Genomic DNA, 16,237 nt, shown 5'->3' on the forward strand with positions numbered 1-16,237 from the left:
GGGCCCGCGAAATAGGCTCCACCCGTGGGAATCGTCATCGTGATCGTCGTCGTTGCGGTCGTCGTCGTTCTGCTCGCGTTCTTCGTGTTCGCCTACAACGGCCTCGTCCGGGGCCGGAACCGCGTGGACAACGCCTGGGCGCAGGTGGACGTGCAACTCAAGCGCCGCTACGACCTCGTGCCGAATCTCGTCGAGACCGTCAAGGGGTATGCGGCCCACGAGCGGGACACGCTCGACGCCGTGATCCGCGCCCGCAACCAGGCCCAGGCGGCCGGGACGATCGAGGAGCAGGTGGACGCGGAGAACGTCCTCACATCGGCGCTGCGTCAACTGTTCGCGCTCGCCGAGGCCTACCCCGAGCTGCGGGCGAGCGAGCAGTTCGGCGCCCTGCAGGCGGAGCTCGCCGAGACCGAGAACCGCATCGCCATCTCCCGCCAGATCCACAACGACACGGTCCTCACCTACAACAACCGGGTCGAGACCATCCCGACGAACATCGTCGCCTCGCTCACCGGATTCGAGACCAGGCCCTACTTCGACTTCGGACCGGCGATCGACGAGGCCCCCGACGTCTCGTTCTGAACCTGTGACGGCGGCTCGACGGACCGGTGCACTGCTCGCCGCCGGGGCCGTCGTCCTGGCTGCCCTCGCCGTGCTGTTGGCCCCGGGGGCCGCGGCTCAGGACAAGTCGTTCACCCTGCCGTCGGCGACAGTCGACGTCGTCGTGGAGGAGAACGGGGCGCTCACGGTCACCGAGACCATCACCTTCGCCTTCGACGGTTCCTTCCAGGGCGCCTACCGGGACATCCCGGTGAGGGCGGGGGAGTTCGTCACGTCGGTCTCGGTCTCCGAGGGCGGCGAACGGTACGAACCGGGTGCGTCGACGGTCCTCGGATCCACCGACGCGCCCGGCACGTACGGAGTGGCCGACCTGGGATCGTTCGTGCGCGTGGTCTGGCACTACCGGGCGCTCGACGAGTTCAGGATCTTCACGGTCACCTACGTGCTGGAGGGTGTTGCCGTCGCCTACGACGACATCGTCGACGTGAACCTGCAGGTCTGGGGAGGGGAGTGGCAGACAGGGCTCGGCCTGCTCGACGCGTCGATGACGCTGCCCGGTTCCCACGAGTCCGGCGACGTCCGTATCTGGGGGCACCCGGCGAGCGTGAACGGGTCCGTTTCGTTGGGCGACGACGGGGTGTCTCCCACGCTGCGCGCCGACGGGATCGGCTCGCACAGTTTCGTCGAGTTGCGGGTCACGTTCCCCCGTTCGTCCTTGACCTCGACCGACGGGGCGAAGGTGGTTGTCGGCGACGGCCTCGCCTCGGTGCTCGACCAGGAGGCTGCTTTCGCAGCGCAGGCCGAACGCGACGCCGAGTTGGGCCGCCGCGCCGTGTGGATCGCCGCGCTGCTCGCTGTCGTCCCGGCGCTCGCGGTGATTGCGTGGGTGTATGTCCGCCACGGCCGTGAACCCAGGGTCGAGTACGACCGCGAGTATGAACAGGAGCCCCCCACCGATCTCGAGCCGGCGCTCGTGTCGGCGCTGCTCAGCCAGGGGAAGGTGCGGGTCGAGGCGTGGGTGGCGACCCTGTTCGACCTGATCCGTCAGGGTGTACTGGTCGCTGAGCCGGTCAGTTTCGAGAAGGCCACGTGGCTCGGCATGCGCACCGAGACGATCACCGACCTCCAGTTGTCCCTCGGTGACGTAGACCGCCAGTTGCGAGAGCACGAACGCCGCGTCGTCACGACGATGAAGCGGGTCCTCGATGACGGGCCCCAGCCGCTCAGCCGCCTGAAGGAGCGCATCCGTGACGACGCCGCGGCCAACGCCGAGACGTACGACGCGTTCGAGCGGTCGGTGTCCGGCGCCCTACGGCGCCGCAAGTTGCTGGTCGAGGACGGACGCATCGTGCTTCTCGTCTCCGCCGGCCTCCTGGTGGGCGGACACGCCCTGTTGTGGTTCGTCGTGGACATCTGGCTGTCGAGGGGACCGCTCACGATCATGCGGGCCGGCCTCGTCGCCTCCGGTGTCACGAATCTCGTGCTGCTCGGCGCGTTCGCGCTCGTCCGGCGCGGCTGGGCCCGTCGAACCGTCGCCGGTGCCGCGATCGCGGCGCGCTGGGAGGCCTTCCGGCGCTATCTGCGGGACTTCAGCCGCCTCGAGGAGGCGCCGCCGGTCTCACTCGCGCTCTGGGACGACTATCTGGTCTACGGCGCGGCACTCGGCGTCACCGACGAGGTGCTGGCGGCCGCACGGATCAACGCGCCGGTCGAGGTGGAGCAACAGAGCCACATCTACTGGTACGCCAACCACGGCACGAGCGGTGGCCATAGCTCGGACGCCTTTGCGGGCCTTTCCAGCGCCCTGTCCGGCGCGTTCAACCCGCCGAGCTCCTCGGGTGGTGGCGGAGGCTTCTCCGGTGGCGGCGGTGGGGGAGGCGGAGGCGGTGGAGGCGGTGCGTGGTAGTCGTGGCCCGGGTGAGACGCCGACTCGGATCTCCTGCTCCATGGGGTTGCGCTGCGAACACACGTTCGATAGAGTGAGCTGAAGCAGTCGGGGAACCTCCATCACCGGAGACGATCCGACCTCTTCCCCTCGATCCCCCTGCGGGATCCTCGAACCGGTGAGCGTGAGTAGAGCGAGGGGAGTGCCATGTCGGTGGAGCAGTACCGGTCGTGCACCCCGGACTCGCGTGTCGAGGCGATCCGAGAGATGTTCGCCCTCTGGAACTCGGTCCACGCGGAACTGATGGATCTCATCGCTGCGGCCGACGCCGAGGAGGACTGGCGAGAAGACGGCGCTGTGAACGTGGCGTCGTGGGTCGTCGCCCTCGGTGATTGTGCGCCAGAGAAGGCCCGGGCGTGGCACCGGGTCGGAGCGAAGCTCGCCGAGTTGCCGTGCCTGCGGGCGGCGTTCTGTGAAGGGCGTCTGTCCTGGGACCAGATCAGCGTGATCGTGAAGTTCGCCACGCCCGAGACCGACGCCGGCTTGGCCGAGGAACTGGTGGGGTGCTCGGTGCACCAATTGGAGACGATGGCCAGGTCCCGGCGACGCGTACGGCGCCGAGACCGGGCGGATGCGCAGCGTCACCGCCGCGTGCGCCGCCGTCGCTCTGCCGATCTCGGTGGAGTCCACTACTCCATGTTTCTTCCCGACGAGGACGCGGCCACTGTGGATGTCGCGCTCGAGCGCCACGCGAACACAGCGGGTCCTGACGCCGAGACGGGTACGTGGGCCCCCGCCGAGTCCCGTCACGCAGACGCCATCGTCGACTGGGCGGCCAACTCCCTCGGCGCCGATGCTCATGTGGATCTCGCAACCGTCGTGATCCATGCGGACGCGGATGTCCTCGACGCCCACCTCCGAGATGCCGGCGCCGATGAGGACTCGCGTGGGGACGAGGGCTGCGGCGTGACCGCGGACGGCGAGGGATCGATCCCCACGGAGGGAGTCCTACGGCTTCTGTGCGACTCCCGGGTCGAATACGTACACCATGACACCGCCGGTGGCGTCGTCGGAGTAGTCGAGGCCACCCGGACCATCCCGGCGTGGCTGCGCCGCGTAGTCGAGCACCGGGATCTGCACTGTCGGTTCCCCGGGTGTAAACGGCGCATCCGCCACATCCATCACATCGAGCACTGGGCCCGGGGCGGCACCACTGACACCGACAACCTCGTCGGGCTGTGTTGGCATCACCACCACCTCGTGCACGAGGGTCCGGCCGACCGGGGTGGCCCATGGACGGTCAGCGGCGATCCGAACGACTCGCTCGTGTTCTCGCACCCCGACGGGGTCCGATCGTTCGTCTCGACCGCCCGGCCTGAGCGGCTCGACGCTGTCCGACACCGCAAGCGACGAGTCGAGATGAGAGAACGGAAGCTTCGGTTGCATCGCGGTCGGGACCGCGCGCCGTCGGTTCGGACGGCGTGAGGTGGGCGCGTGCTCAGGCCCCGGAGACGACGTCGCCGGGTGTGGAGAGATGCGCGCTCAGATCTCCGACCAGCGGATAGCGGATGATCCGCTTGGAGAAACGCCATGCGCCGTCGACGTTCTCGAACTCGTCGAAGTAGTGACCGATGAAGATCGGCTGGAGCGCGAAGTCGTCGGTCTGCTGGAAGACGGCGACGTAGCACTGCCCCGACGCCTTGCCAGCGGCCTCGTCGATGTCGAGTTCCACGTTGGCGGTGACGTGTTTCGTCTTCGGGGTTCCGTCGCCGTAGATCTGCACCCCGGCGATCGCAGCGAGTACCTCGTCCTTGCCGTGGTTGGGAGGCGATCCCTCCACCGTCCACTCGGAGTGCTCGAAGAGGCTGGCGAAGCCATCGAGGTCGCCGGTGTCGATGGTGAAGCCGTACTGGTTGATCAGGGTCATGATCTCTTCGCGTGCGCTCATGGTGCCGAGACTATGCGAACCATTCGCCCGTGTGCTGAACGCGGGGGCTCAGAACTCCAACGCGGACAGGTCGGGGTGCCACCGGGCCGCCCTGGACACGGCATCGCGCCACCGTTCACGGTCGAAGGCGCCGGACGGTTCGACCACCGCGGCGGGTTGCCAGAGGTCACCGATCTCGTCGAGGTCCGACCACATGCCCACAGCCAGCCCGGCGAGGAACCCGGCCCCGTTCGTCGTCCGCTCGGGCCCGGGGGAGAGTTCCACGGGCCGGGCCGCGGCATCGGCCAGAGCCTGCACGAATACGGGGTTCTGCGACATGCCTCCGTCGACCCGCACCGTCGACAGCGGGTGCCCGCCGTCGGCCTCGGCGGCCTCGATCAGGTCGACGCCCCGCTGGGCTACCCCCTCGAGTACCGCCCGGACGATGTGGGCCCGGGTGGTGCCGCGGGTGAGCCCGAGAAGGGTGCCGCGCGCGCCGAAATCCCACCTGGGCGTCCCGAGCCCGAGCGGCGCCGGTACGTAGAGGACGCCCTCCGCGTCGGAAACCGATGTCGCGAGAGCGGCGGTATCGGCGGGGGTGTCGACGAGGCCGAGGTCCTCGACGAGCCAGTCCACGTTGGTTCCGGCCGCCATCATGATCGCCTCGACGCCGTAGGTGATCGTGCCGTCCCGCTGCCACGCGACGATGGGGAAACAGCCGGCGTCGCCGCGGTGGCTGAACGAGGGTCGGGCCTCGCCCACCACGAGGTCGAGCATTCCCCCGGTACCGAAGGTGATCTTCGCCTGGCCGGGTCGCACACAGCCCTGGCCGATGAGGGAGGACTGCTGGTCGCCCACCAGCGCGGCGATCGGCGGAGTGCCCGGGAGTGCGGACGCCTCGCCGACGATGCCCGTCGAGTCGACGATCGTCGGGAGGACGCTGCGCGGAACGTCGAGTGTGGCGAGCGCAGCGTCGTCCCAGCGGTCACCGTCGTCGGTGACCAGGCCGGTGACACCGGCGTTCGTGGCATCGGTGACGTGGACCGCCCCCTGCGAGAGGGTCCAGGCCACCCACGTGTCCACGGTGCCGAAGCAGAGGTCCCGGGTGCGCTCGGCGTCGTGGGCGTCGAGCAGGTTCACCAGCTTGGTCGCCGACTGGTTCGGAGCGAGGCGCAGCCCTTCGCCCTGCAACGTGAGGCATTCGCCGACCGTGCGCAGATCCTGCCAGCTGAGGCCCGGCCCGACGGGTTCGCCGGTCGCCCGATCCCAGACGATGGTCGAGGCCCGTTGGGACGCGATACCGACGGCATCGACGGGGCCATCCGCGCCCAGGACCTCCGTCGCCGTGGTGAGCGCGGCCTGCGCGAGGGCTGTGGCGTCGATCTCGACGAGACCGGGGAACGGCACGTCGGGCGGTGTCAGCCGCCGACTCTCGTGACGGACGTGACCGTCCTCGCCGATGGTCGCGGCGCGCACGCCGCTCGAACCGACATCCACGACGAGAACTCTCATGTCCGCTTCCTCTCTCCCCAGAGTGCGCCGATCACCCCGGCGCTGACGATGACGGCGGCACCGGCGAAGACCCCGGTCCACGTGACCTCGCCGGAGTCGGCCGCCCATCTGATCACAGCGACGACGACGACGACGAGGTACGCCAGCGCAGCGGCGGCGCCCGCGTGCAGCGTCGGGGCACTGATCGCCCGCCGCGCCGTGACAGCGCCGGACAGCGCCGCAGCGGCCACGATCAGGGCGAACGGGACCGCGACCCACGCCGACGAGGAGAGCTCGTCGGCGACGAGGACGCTGACAACACCCACCGGCACGGCGAGCGCGAGCAGAACGGCGGCGCCGATCGCAAGGGCGCGGGTCTCGAAACGGGGAAGGTTCACAGCCTTACGGTGCGGTAGTCGTCGGCGGCGGCCTGCACCCGGGGCGCATCCCAGCCGAGTTCCTCGCCCAGGACGATGGCCACGCGATCGGCTGCCGCTTCAGCCGCACCCTGATCCGTCATGCGCAACCTCGTTCGACGGTCGAGAACATCGGCGACGGTGCGGGCCATCTCGTAGCGGGCGGCGTAGCGAACTTCGGCGGTCAGGATCGGAGCCCGGTCGGTCAGTCTCTCGCCGCCGTCCGCGGCAGCCATGGCCATGACGGCCCCCGCCTCTCCGCCGTGGCGGCGCACCAGCCGTCCGGAGATGGCTGCGCCGAGCGCGGGATCGGTCATCACGTCGTCGTGTCCTGCAGTCCCGCGCAGCGGGAGGTCGGCCGTCCGGCAGCGACGGACCACCCAACGGTCCAGGTCGTCGGCGAATTGGTGTACGACGGCGTCGACGGTGTCGGCAGCCACCATCCGGTACGTCGTCAGCGTCGCAGCCGAGACAGTGACCATCCCGGTCGCCGAACGAACAGGGGTTGCACGGCGCGCTCGCCGTCGGGGCCGCAGTGCTGACGTGACGGACCTGATGTCGTCGGTGCCAGGCGAGACGGTGGTCGTCTCCCGCACGCGCTCGAGGATCGCCTCGACACCGGCCCGCTCGGGCGGAACCCTGTCGGCCGGGACCGCCACCGGCCCGAGCAGCACCACGTCACCCCACGGGACCACTGCGACAGCCGGCAGGCCGGGAAGCACCGTCGCCGCTTCGAACGGGAGACACGAGGCCGAGACCGCAACGTGGGTGACCCGGTCTGTCTCCTGGTGGGTGGTGGGAACCGAGCCGTCGAGGCGGGCGATCTCGCCTGTGGTGACGCCGCCCGCGTTGACGACGGCGCGGGTGGCCACGGTGAACTCGTCGCCGTCGGCCAGGACGCGCACTCCCGCCACCCGGCCCGAGGCACCGTGCTCGACGCCGACGACCTCCGCGTGGTTCACCACCGTCGCGGCGTGGTCGAGACACGCCGTGCGCACGAGGGCGAGGACCAGGCGTGCGTCATCGATCACGGCGTTGTCCACCAGGAACCCGCCGTCGAGGTCCCGCAGTACCGGCAACAGCGCAGCAGCCTCCGCGGCGTCGATGTGCCGGTGGCCGTGTTCACGGCGTCCCTCCAACAGGCCATAGGCCCACAGCATCCGGTCCACCGTGCGAGCGAAGCCCAGATCCACGCCCCGTGAGGGCATGACGAACGCGAGGGGCTCGATGAGGTGGGCGGCGTTGGCGAGCAGTCGTCGGCGCTCCCCGAAGGCGGTGGTGATGAGGCGGCGGTCGCCATCGGGAAGGTGGCGTAGTCCGCCGTGCAGGAGCTTGGCGGAGTGTGCAGACGAGCCGGACGAGAAGTCGTCGCGTTCGACGAGAGCGGTGCGCAGACCACGTGATGCGGCGTCGAGGGCGACGCCCGCGCCGGTGAGCCCGCCTCCGACCACGACCACGTCGAAGGTCCGATCGGCGAGCTCCGCGAGCATCGTCGAGCGGTCGAATCGGCGCGGGCCGCGCAGCTGCTCCGGTGCCACCGACCGCATCCTATTGGGCGGCCGGTGATCGTCTTGGCGCGTTGTCGCTCGGGGGTGCTAAGCCTGGCGATGTCGGTGTGACCCCCCTCAGCACGACACAAGGCAGGGCAGCGATGGAACCGGACTGGCGCGATGGCGCGGCCTGTCGAGGAATCGACGCGATGATCGTCTACCCGGCGACCGACGAAGAGGCCCTACCGGCCAAGGCGATATGTGGAGAGTGCCCCGTGCGGGAGACCTGCCTCGAGTACGCACTGAGCCGGCGTGAACCCAGCGGTGTCTGGGGTGGCACGACCGAGGCCGAGCGGCGTCGGATCATCCGGAGGCGCCGCCGGCAGGCCCGGTCCGTGGCCGCGAGCGGAGCCCGGTGAGTCTCGACGACCACGAAGGCTGGCCCGGGGTCCTGGGTCGGCTCATGGCCGGCGAGGATCTGCCGCGTGCGGTCGCCCGTGCTGCGGCCGAGTCCATTCTCGCCGGCGATGCGACCCCGGTGCAGATCGGGGCCTTCGCTGTCGCTCTGCGCCAGAAGGGCGAATCGGTCGACGAGTTGACCGGCGTGCTCGAAGCGATGCGCGCCGAAGGTGACCACGTCCCCGTCGACGCCTCCGTTCTCGGTCTCGTCGACACGTGTGGCACCGGAGGTGACCGCAGCCATTCGATCAACGTCTCGACGATCGCCGCGCTGGTGGTCGTCGGTGCCGGTGGTCGGGTGTGCAAGCACGGCAACCGGTCGCAGTCCTCCGCGTGCGGCTCTGCCGACGTCCTGGAGGAACTGGGCGTCGTCATCGATCTGGGACCCGACGGTGTGGCGGCATGCATCGAAGAGGTGGGCATCGGGTTCTGCCTCGCGCCACGGTTCCATCCGGCGATGCGCCACGCGGGCCCGGCCCGACGTGAACTCGGCGTGCCCACCCTGTTCAACTTCCTCGGACCGCTGGCCAACCCGGCGCTGGTCCAGCGCCAGGTGGTGGGTGTCTCGGACCCGGCGATGGCACCGAAGATGGCTGAGGTGCTCGCTGCGACGGGCTCGCAGCGGGCGATGGTCGTTCACGGACTGGACGGGCTCGACGAGATCTCCCTCGGCGCGCCGACCGAGGTCGTCGAACTGCGCGATGGCCAGGTGACGACCTGGCGGCTGGATCCCGCCGAGATGGGTCTCGCGCCGGCGGGCATCGAGGACCTGCGGGGCGGCGACGCCGTGGTCAACGCGGCAGCGGCGCGGGCCGTGCTCAGCGGTGAGTCCGGCGCCCACCGCGACGTCGTGGTCGTGAACGCGGCCGCTGCACTTGTCGTCGCGGATGTGGCGCAGGATCTGAGCGACGGGATGGCCCGGGCGCAGCAGGCGCTCGACACGGGAGCGGCGGCCACGGCACTGGCGTCGCTCGTCGAGGTCTCCAACCGCGTCGCGCGGTGACGGGTACCCTCGGCCGGGTGAGCGAACCCCGCTACCGCTGCACGGCGTGCGGCAACCTGACCCGCTTCGACATCACCGCAACCCGTCGCACCCGGGCGTACCACCACTACACGGTCGGTGGCGATCTCGAGGTGGAGAGCACCGACGTGCTGTCCGAGACCATCGAATCGGTGTGTTGTCGCTGGTGCGGTACCGACGCATCGGTGGTGCGGGTGGACGACGCGGTCGCGGCGGAGAGCCCGGGGGAGTCAGGGACCTGAGCGACGTCGAGGTCGACCTGCTCCGGCCGGTGCTGGAGGCGGCGGTGGACCTGGCCCGCGTCGCCGAACGCTCCGGCGCCGGCTCGGCGCCCCCGGCGCTGAAGACGTTCCTGCGCTTCACGACGTTTCCGCCCAAGGCTCTCGCGAGCGTCAAGAAGGTCCTCGAACGAGACGACGACCTGCGCGCCCAGGTGGCGGCGCTGGTCTCCGACGACGAGGTCGCACCCGCCGCCCGCGAGTGGCTCGAGCGAACCGACGGCTGGCGGGAACGCTACGAGGGCCTGGTCGACGAGCGCCGTGCCGCGGAACGTGAGGCCGAGATCAGCCAGACCGCGAAGAAGGCCGGTCGCAGACTCGCGGCAGCCGAGGCCGCCCGGGACCGGGTCCAGGCCGAACTGGACGAGGCACGCGCCGGCCTCGAGGAATCCGCTCACGAGCTCACCGCCGAGCGGGCCCGCCGCCGGGCATCCGAGGAGGAGGTCGAGGAGGCCGCCGCCGAAGTGGCCGCCCTCGAAGCGAAGCTCGCCAGAGCGGTGCAGGATCTCGACGGGGCACGCAACCTGGCCGATCGACGCCTGGCCGATCAACGCGAGCTCGAAGCCGAGATCGCCCGCCTCACGGCGGAGCTGGCCGAGATGGCTCGGATGGCTCAGACAGTCGAGTCGGCGTCGGTCGCGGACGAAGCCGACCAGCAACCACCGACCGGAGAGGCCCGGGACTGGCCCGAACGCGGCCTGATCGCGGGTTCGATCCGCGAGGCGACCGCCGGCGCACAACGGCTGGCGGCGGCACTCGAGGATCTGGCGCGGCTGGTCTCCCCTCCACCTGTTCCGGAGGCTCCGGAGCCGGTGGCCGCGGCGCCCAGGCGGCGCCGGCAGCCCATCCCCGTTCCCGCCGGGCTGTTCGCCGACAGCGACGACGCGTTGGCGCATTTCCTCGCCGTGCCCCACGTCCTGGTCATGGTCGACGGCTACAACGTGGCGATGCTCGGCTGGCCCGAGGGCGATCTCGAGACGCGCCGTGACCGGCTGATCGGTGGCCTCGAGACCCTCGCAGCGCGCACCGGTGCGGCCTTCGATGTGGTGTTCGACGGCGCCGATGTCGGTGTGGTCGCAACGGTCGGCCGGTCGATGGGGGTGAAGGTGCGCTTCACCAGCCAGGAGGTCGAGGCTGACGACGTGATCATCGCCGACGCCGCCACCGTGCCTGTCGACCGGCCCCTGGTCGTCGTGTCGAACGACCACAGGGTCCGCGACGGCGTGGCCGCCGTCGGCGCAACGGTCGTGTCCAGTGACCGCCTACTGAGCGCGCTGGGTCGACAGCCCGGCTAGCTCACCTCCGCTGCGATCGTCTCGGACTGTTGTTGACCGCCGCCGAGTGATCCGCCCGTCGAGGCCACGACCTCGCCGTCGACGCGGATCTCCAGCGAGAACGGGATGTCTGAGTTGCCGCAGTCGGAGAAGACGTCGACGTAGGCGCTGTATGACCCGGGCGGCGCGGCTCCCAGCGGCCAGAAGACGTTCTCGACCTGCCCGCCGGCACCGACGCCGCAGCCGGGGATCGTGTCGACGTCCAACTGGCCGCCGGAGTCGACCGGGGTGTTGGAGTAGGAGATCTCCGCTCCCGTGGGGTCGGTGACGTACAGGTCGAGGTCGGCGTCACCGGTCCAGCGCAGGGTGACCTGCACGTCGCCCTCACCTAGCACGATGTCGGCGGTCGGGGTCGGGATCGCCGGTGTGTCGGTGGTCGTCGGCGACGCCGTGGGGTTCGGTGTGGGTGGTGGCGTCGTTGTCGGTCCACCCGTGCCGGCGGTCCCGATGAGCATCGACAGCCTCGGTGTCGCTCCCACCGTCGTGAAGTCGTTGATGAACGAGAACTCGAACGTGTAGGTGCCGGGGCCCTCGTCGTCGAGGAAGGACGTCAGCTCTCCGGTCTCACGCACGAGCGAGAACGTGGGCACGGCCGGGTCGGCGTCGAAGTCGGTGTTGGTCACCACGCGCACGCTCGGGTAGGTGCCGTACAGGACGGCCTGGTTGCCGGTGGCTGCCGCGAACGCGTCATTGGCGTCGAGTTCCACAGTGCGCGCCGCCCCCGACGGTGCGGTGACGGTCACGACGATCCGGTCGTCCACCCCGGCGAAGTCGATGTCGGGGAAGCCGTCGGGACTGTCGCGGCCGCCGACGCCGGTCTCCGTGTCGACCAGGCCCTCGGCACGACTGATCGCCAGCCAGACGAGCTCGGACGGGTCGAGTGAGACCTCGACGCTCTCGGTGCTGAACGTCTCGCCGGCCCCCAGGGAGTTCACGACCGCGCCCGGGGTGATGAGCACCGCGGTGACGATCTCTCCACTCGGGCCGAGAACCGTGGGGATGAGGGTGGAGTCGACCGCGTCGGCGCCCGGCGGCCGGAAGATCACGACGTTGCTCAGGACGTCGTCGAGGACGAACTCGGGGATCTCGTCGACCGCGGCGATGACCACCGCGGTCGCGGCGTCGAATCCGTCCCAGGTGTCGCCGATCACGCCGATGTCGGCCGGTATCTCGCCGCGGGCCGGCAGGAGGGGATTGCCGCAGAAGCACCGCACACGCGGGACGCCGAAGTCGTCCACCAGTACCGCCGTACCCGCCTGGAGCACCGAGTCGATCGCGTTGGCGACGCCGCCGGAGAAGCCGTGGTTCGTGACCCGGGTGTCCACCTGGAGGATGACGTCGGTCAGCGAGTCCACGAAGCTCGGGATCTGGTCGACGGTGATCCCCTGGGCTGCGGCCCACGCTGCGGCCTTGTCAGCGTTCTCGGCCAGGAACTCGACGAGTTGGCCGCGGTTGCAGACGTCGATGACGTTCGTCCCGCCGTACAGGCCGGGGGCGGCTCCCGAAATCGTGGGTCCCGAGGCCGCACCCGACGGGGGTGCGTCCACGGTCGGGATGTCCAACGTGGGCAGATCGATGCCGGTCGGGAGTCCGATCCCCGGGTTGAGACCCTCCAGCACCTCTTCGGCGAGGTCGCCGATGTCGGCCGGTTCGACGGATCCGCCCAGCTCGTCGATCAGCCCCGTCGGAAGCTCGATGTCACCGGGCTCCGGGAGGTCGAGGGACGCGAGATCCGGGAGGCTCGGTACGAGCGACGGGAAGAACGGGTCGAGCCCGACCGACGCGATCGGTTCGGCGACCAGCTCGGTGATCTCGGGCCCGTCGCCCTCGTCGTCGCCTGAGGAGACGATGATGGCGAGGGCCGCGCCGAGTCCGCCGAGGACCAGCACGAGCGGCACGACCACCTTCCACCAGCCTCGTCGTCGGCCCCCACCGCCGTCGCCGGTAGCGGCGGTGGGTGGCGGACCGTCCGTCGGTGGCCCGCCCGTGGAGTCACCCGGAGGTGTTCCGACGGCCGCTGCCGCGGCCGGTGCTGCCTGGGACGCGCCGACGGCCGCGAAGGTCGCCGGTCCGACCGTGTTCATCGCGTCGCCCGACGTCACCGGCGGCACGGACTGGTCGCCTTCGAGGGCCGTACGCAGTGCGGCCGCAGAGGCGATGCGCTCGTCGGGGTCGATGCTCAGCGCCCGGTGGACGGTGTCGGCGAGCGCCGGAGGGATGTCGTTGCGCAGCGTCTCGATACGCGGCGGCGTCTCGGTGTGGTGGGCGAGCAGTAGTTGGCGCAGGGAGCCGTGCTCGTAGGGCACGCGCCCGGCGAGCAGCTGGTACAGCACCACACCGGCGGAATAGATGTCGCTGCGCTCGTCGGCCTGACCGTCGGCCTGTTCGGGCGCCATGTAGTGGGGGGTCCCCGTCGCGATGGTCGTCCCGCGTGAGGTGGCGAGAGAACGGGCCACACCGAAGTCGGTGAGCAGGAGGCGCTCTTCGCGCTCCCCGCGATGTTCGGGCTCCGTCTGGAAGAGGACGTTGGCCGGCTTCAGGTCCCGGTGTACGACACCGAGCGAGTGGGCGACCTCGAGGCCCCGGCACATGTCCGCACCGATCGAGCGCACCTCGTCGACACCCCAGCCGTAGCCCGCTTCGGCCCTCTGGGTCATCCGCAGCGCGAGGCTGCCCCGGTCCGCGTAGTCCATCACGAAGTACGGGCGGCCGTCGTCGAGGACGTCGACGTTGTGGATCCGCACGATGTGGTCGGAGTCCGCTCTCCACATGATCCGGGCCTCTTCGAGGAACCGGTTGCGGATCTCAGAGTCGCGTGCCCAGTTCTCGGCGAGGACCTTGAGGGCGATCCACGCCTGGAGGGTCTCGTCCAGCGCGAGCCACACGGTCGCGAAGGCTCCCGAGCCCACGATGCGTTCGGTGCGGTACCTGCCGATGTACTCGGTCATTGCGGAGGGACCCTCCTGTCCGCCCGGCGATCTAGGGTCTCCATTGAACACCACCACGGGGAGGCGTGCGGAGGGTGGCGACAGGGGTCGAGGTCCACACCGCCGGCGGAGGGTCCGGCGTCGTCGAGGGGCGACCGGTTCGCGTCGGCCGTCATTCAGGTGCCGACGTCGTCGTCGACGACATGCGCGTGTCGCGCGAGCACCTGGTTCTCGAGGAGACCGGATCGGGCTGGGTGGTGCGTGACCCGGGTTCGGGCAACGGCACCTTCCTCGGGGGCGAGCGGGTCGGTGAACTCGTTCTCGCCCCCGGCTCCGAGACCGTGTTGCGTCTCGGTGACCCCCAGGAAGGCCCGTGGGTGCGCATCGTCGTGGCGGCGCGCAGTGCCGAGCCCGCTGGACGCGTCCAGGGCGGGACGGTCGTGATCGGACGCGACACCCGCTGCGATGTCGTCGTCGACGATCTGCTCGCCTCGCGGCGTCATGCCGAGATGCGCACGCGGCCCGATGGTCGCCACGAACTGGTGGACCTCGGCAGCTACAACGGCACGTACGTCAACGGCCGACTGATCGAGGGCGGCGCCGTGCTGGCGGACCGGGATCTGGTCGGTGTGGGACGTAGCTCGCTCACGTACCGCGATGGCACCCTCGTGGTGGCGGCGGCCGACGGGGCGGTGGATTTCGCGGCCCTCGGCGTGACGGTCACGGTGCCGAAGGGGCCGACCCTGGTCCATGACGTGGGCTTCGCCCTCGAGGCCGGTTCGCTGCTGGCGGTCGTGGGACCCTCGGGTGCGGGCAAGTCGACGCTGCTGGGCGCGCTCGCGGGGCTGAGAGAGCCCACGACGGGCACGGTGCTCTTCGGCGGGCTGGACCTGTACGGCACAGACGTCGATGTCCGGTCGCGGATCGGTTTCGTCCCCCAGGACGACCTCGTGCACCCCGAGCTGACCGTTGCGCAATCGATCGCCTATGAGGCGGAGTTGCGGTTCCCGCCCGATGTCAGCGCCGCGGAGCGCAATAGGCGGGTGCGCGAGGTCATGGAGGAACTCGGCCTGACCGCACGGGCGGATGTGCGCGTGGCGCGGCTGTCGGGTGGTCAGCGCAAGCGTGTCAGCGTGGCGCTCGAGGTGTTGACGAGACCGTCGCTGCTGTTCCTCGATGAGCCGACGTCGGGGCTGGACCCCGGACTCGAACGGACGATGATGGAGCTCTTCCGGGAGCTCGCGGACAGCGGGCGGACGGTCATCGTCGTCACCCACAGCGTCGACAGCCTCAACCTGGCGGACCGGGTCCTGTGCCTCGCTCCGGGTGGCCACCCCGCGTTCTTCGGACCTCCGCAGCTGACGACGTCATGGTTCGGCCTGGACGACTACCAGCAGGTCTTCCGCCACCTCAGCACGGTGGAGGTGGTGGCGGCCCGCAAGAGGTTCCTCGACGACGAGTTGGGTGAGCGGTTCCTGACCGGTCCGCTCACGGCGTACTCCCATTCGCCCCGCGGTTCGGAGCGCAACGTCGTGGTGCGACGTCAGCGGTGGGGCCGCCAGCTGTCGATGCTGGTCAGACGGTATGCCCGCGTGCTGCGCGGAGATCCGATGTCGCTGGTGATCCTGTTCGGCGCCGCGCCGGCGCTCGGCCTGTTCATCATGTGGCGTCTGCCCGCGGGTGAGCTCTCCGGGATCGGCGAGGGTGAGCTCCGCATCATCTCGTCGGCCTCGCTGGCATGGTTCATGCCCGTCATCGCGATGACCCAGATCGGCATCTCCGGTTCCATCCGCGAGATCGTGAAGGAACGCCCGATCTTCGTCCGCGAGCGTGCCGTCGGACTGTCGCTGTCCGCGTACGTCGTCTCCAAGTTGCTCGTCCTCGGCGCCGCGACGGTCGTCCAGGCGTGTCTGCTCATCCCGCTGGCGTTGCTGCGTCAGGACGGCCCGCCCGATGCGGTACTGCTCGGATCGCCGATGCTCGAGCTGATCGTCGCCGGCGTGGCCACGGGAATCGCCGCTGTCGCGCTCGGTCTGGCCGTCTCGGCGGCCGTGAACTCGACGAACACCGCTCTGGCGCTGTTGCCGACGATCGTCGTCATCCAGACGCTGTTGGGCTCGGCCGGCGTCTTTCCCGCCGGAACGGACAAGCCGGTCCTGCGCGAGATGAGCTATGCCGCCAGCGCACAGTGGGGATTCTCCGCAGGGGCGTCGACCATCGAGTTGAACGAGCTCCAGGCCTTCATCGGTCTGGCCCGTGAGCTGCGTTCGATCGACGTGGCCGATCCGCTCCCGAGTCTGGAAGCGATCGCGGACCCCGACACGGGTGAGCCGCGCTGGAACCACGACCCAGGGACATGGCTGACGTCCATCGCCGCGTTGGGGGTGATCGCGGCGTCCTTCGCAGTGGTCGCCGGTGTCCTGTTGCGTCGCTTCGACCCGGTCTGAT

The 16,237-nt window shown here is 70.1% G+C and carries 13 protein-coding genes; 8 read left to right on the top strand and 5 right to left on the bottom strand.

What is annotated here, in order from left to right:
• Nucleotides 1-24 precede the first annotated feature (24 nt).
• The 3 genes from RIE08_00110 to RIE08_00120 all read left to right on the top strand — a co-directional run bounded on the left by RIE08_00110 (nucleotide 25) and on the right by RIE08_00120 (nucleotide 3,931).
• Complete coding sequence (locus RIE08_00110; protein ID MEQ8715989.1) at nucleotides 25-582, top strand: LemA family protein; 558 nt, start codon at nucleotides 25-27, stop codon at nucleotides 580-582.
• A gap of 4 nt (nucleotides 583-586) precedes the next feature.
• Nucleotides 587-2,467 carry a DUF2207 domain-containing protein gene (locus RIE08_00115; protein MEQ8715990.1) on the top strand — a complete coding sequence of 627 codons (1,881 nt, stop codon included), beginning with the start codon at nucleotides 587-589 and terminating at the stop codon, nucleotides 2,465-2,467.
• A gap of 186 nt (nucleotides 2,468-2,653) precedes the next feature.
• Complete coding sequence (locus RIE08_00120) at nucleotides 2,654-3,931, top strand: DUF222 domain-containing protein (GenBank protein ID MEQ8715991.1); 1,278 nt, start codon at nucleotides 2,654-2,656, stop codon at nucleotides 3,929-3,931.
• A 13-nt stretch (nucleotides 3,932-3,944) separates the two neighbouring features.
• Here RIE08_00120 and RIE08_00125 read toward each other — a convergent pair whose 3' ends face one another.
• From RIE08_00125 to RIE08_00140, 4 genes are read right to left on the bottom strand one after another with little or no spacing between them, the layout of a single operon-like run.
• Complete coding sequence (locus RIE08_00125) at nucleotides 3,945-4,394, bottom strand: nuclear transport factor 2 family protein (protein ID MEQ8715992.1); 450 nt, start codon at nucleotides 4,392-4,394, stop codon at nucleotides 3,945-3,947.
• Nucleotides 4,395-4,442: 48 nt separating this feature from the next.
• Entirely contained in the window at nucleotides 4,443-5,885 is a 1,443-nt protein-coding gene (locus RIE08_00130; protein MEQ8715993.1) for an FGGY-family carbohydrate kinase, read from the bottom strand.
• Nucleotides 5,882-6,262 (bottom strand): hypothetical protein, encoded by a 381-nt coding sequence (locus tag RIE08_00135; protein ID MEQ8715994.1) that lies wholly within the window; start codon nucleotides 6,260-6,262, stop codon nucleotides 5,882-5,884. Before RIE08_00135 ends, RIE08_00130 begins: the two co-directional genes overlap by 4 nt.
• Nucleotides 6,259-7,818, bottom strand: a complete 1,560-nt coding sequence (locus RIE08_00140; protein ID MEQ8715995.1) for an FAD-dependent oxidoreductase — start codon at nucleotides 7,816-7,818, stop codon at nucleotides 6,259-6,261. The genes RIE08_00135 and RIE08_00140 overlap by 4 nt, the downstream gene beginning before the upstream one ends.
• 113 nt (nucleotides 7,819-7,931) lie before the next feature.
• Between RIE08_00140 and RIE08_00145 the strand changes: the two genes are divergently transcribed.
• From RIE08_00145 to RIE08_00160, 4 genes are read left to right on the top strand one after another with little or no spacing between them, the layout of a single operon-like run.
• On the top strand, nucleotides 7,932-8,189 hold the full coding sequence (locus RIE08_00145) for a WhiB family transcriptional regulator (GenBank protein ID MEQ8715996.1): 258 nt from the start codon (nucleotides 7,932-7,934) through the stop codon (nucleotides 8,187-8,189).
• Nucleotides 8,186-9,232: an anthranilate phosphoribosyltransferase gene (trpD, locus tag RIE08_00150; GenBank protein ID MEQ8715997.1), complete on the top strand. Its 1,047-nt coding sequence runs from the start codon at nucleotides 8,186-8,188 to the stop codon at nucleotides 9,230-9,232. Before RIE08_00145 ends, trpD begins: the two co-directional genes overlap by 4 nt.
• Before the next feature lie 17 nt (nucleotides 9,233-9,249).
• Complete coding sequence (locus tag RIE08_00155) at nucleotides 9,250-9,492, top strand: hypothetical protein (GenBank protein MEQ8715998.1); 243 nt, start codon at nucleotides 9,250-9,252, stop codon at nucleotides 9,490-9,492.
• Entirely contained in the window at nucleotides 9,405-10,823 is a 1,419-nt protein-coding gene (locus RIE08_00160; protein ID MEQ8715999.1) for an NYN domain-containing protein, read from the top strand. Before RIE08_00155 ends, RIE08_00160 begins: the two co-directional genes overlap by 88 nt.
• On the opposite strand, the gene RIE08_00165 is transcribed toward RIE08_00160, so the two are convergent.
• Entirely contained in the window at nucleotides 10,820-13,810 is a 2,991-nt protein-coding gene (locus RIE08_00165) for a DUF6777-containing protein (GenBank protein ID MEQ8716000.1), read from the bottom strand. The two genes, RIE08_00160 and RIE08_00165, sit on opposite strands and share 4 nt — an antisense overlap.
• A gap of 74 nt (nucleotides 13,811-13,884) precedes the next feature.
• On the opposite strand from RIE08_00165, the gene RIE08_00170 reads away from it, so the two are divergent.
• Nucleotides 13,885-16,236: an ATP-binding cassette domain-containing protein gene (locus RIE08_00170; protein ID MEQ8716001.1), complete on the top strand. Its 2,352-nt coding sequence runs from the start codon at nucleotides 13,885-13,887 to the stop codon at nucleotides 16,234-16,236.
• The last annotated feature ends 1 nt before the right edge of the window (nucleotide 16,237 follow it).

The organism is Acidimicrobiales bacterium (assembly GCA_040219085.1).
Classification (GTDB): Bacteria; Actinomycetota; Acidimicrobiia; order Acidimicrobiales; family JAVJTC01; genus JAVJTC01.

Bases quoted from the DNA above. Each gene is read 5' to 3' on its own strand.
- RIE08_00120 (MEQ8715991.1), top strand. From the start codon at position 2,654: ATGTCGGTGGAGCAGTACCGGTCGTGCACCCCGGACTCGCGTGTCGAG.
- RIE08_00125 (MEQ8715992.1), bottom strand. From the start codon at position 4,394: ATGAGCGCACGCGAAGAGATCATGACCCTGATCAACCAGTACGGCTTC.
- RIE08_00130 (MEQ8715993.1), bottom strand. From the start codon at position 5,885: ATGAGAGTTCTCGTCGTGGATGTCGGTTCGAGCGGCGTGCGCGCCGCG.
- RIE08_00145 (MEQ8715996.1), top strand. From the start codon at position 7,932: ATGGAACCGGACTGGCGCGATGGCGCGGCCTGTCGAGGAATCGACGCG.
- RIE08_00165 (MEQ8716000.1), bottom strand. From the start codon at position 13,810: ATGACCGAGTACATCGGCAGGTACCGCACCGAACGCATCGTGGGCTCG.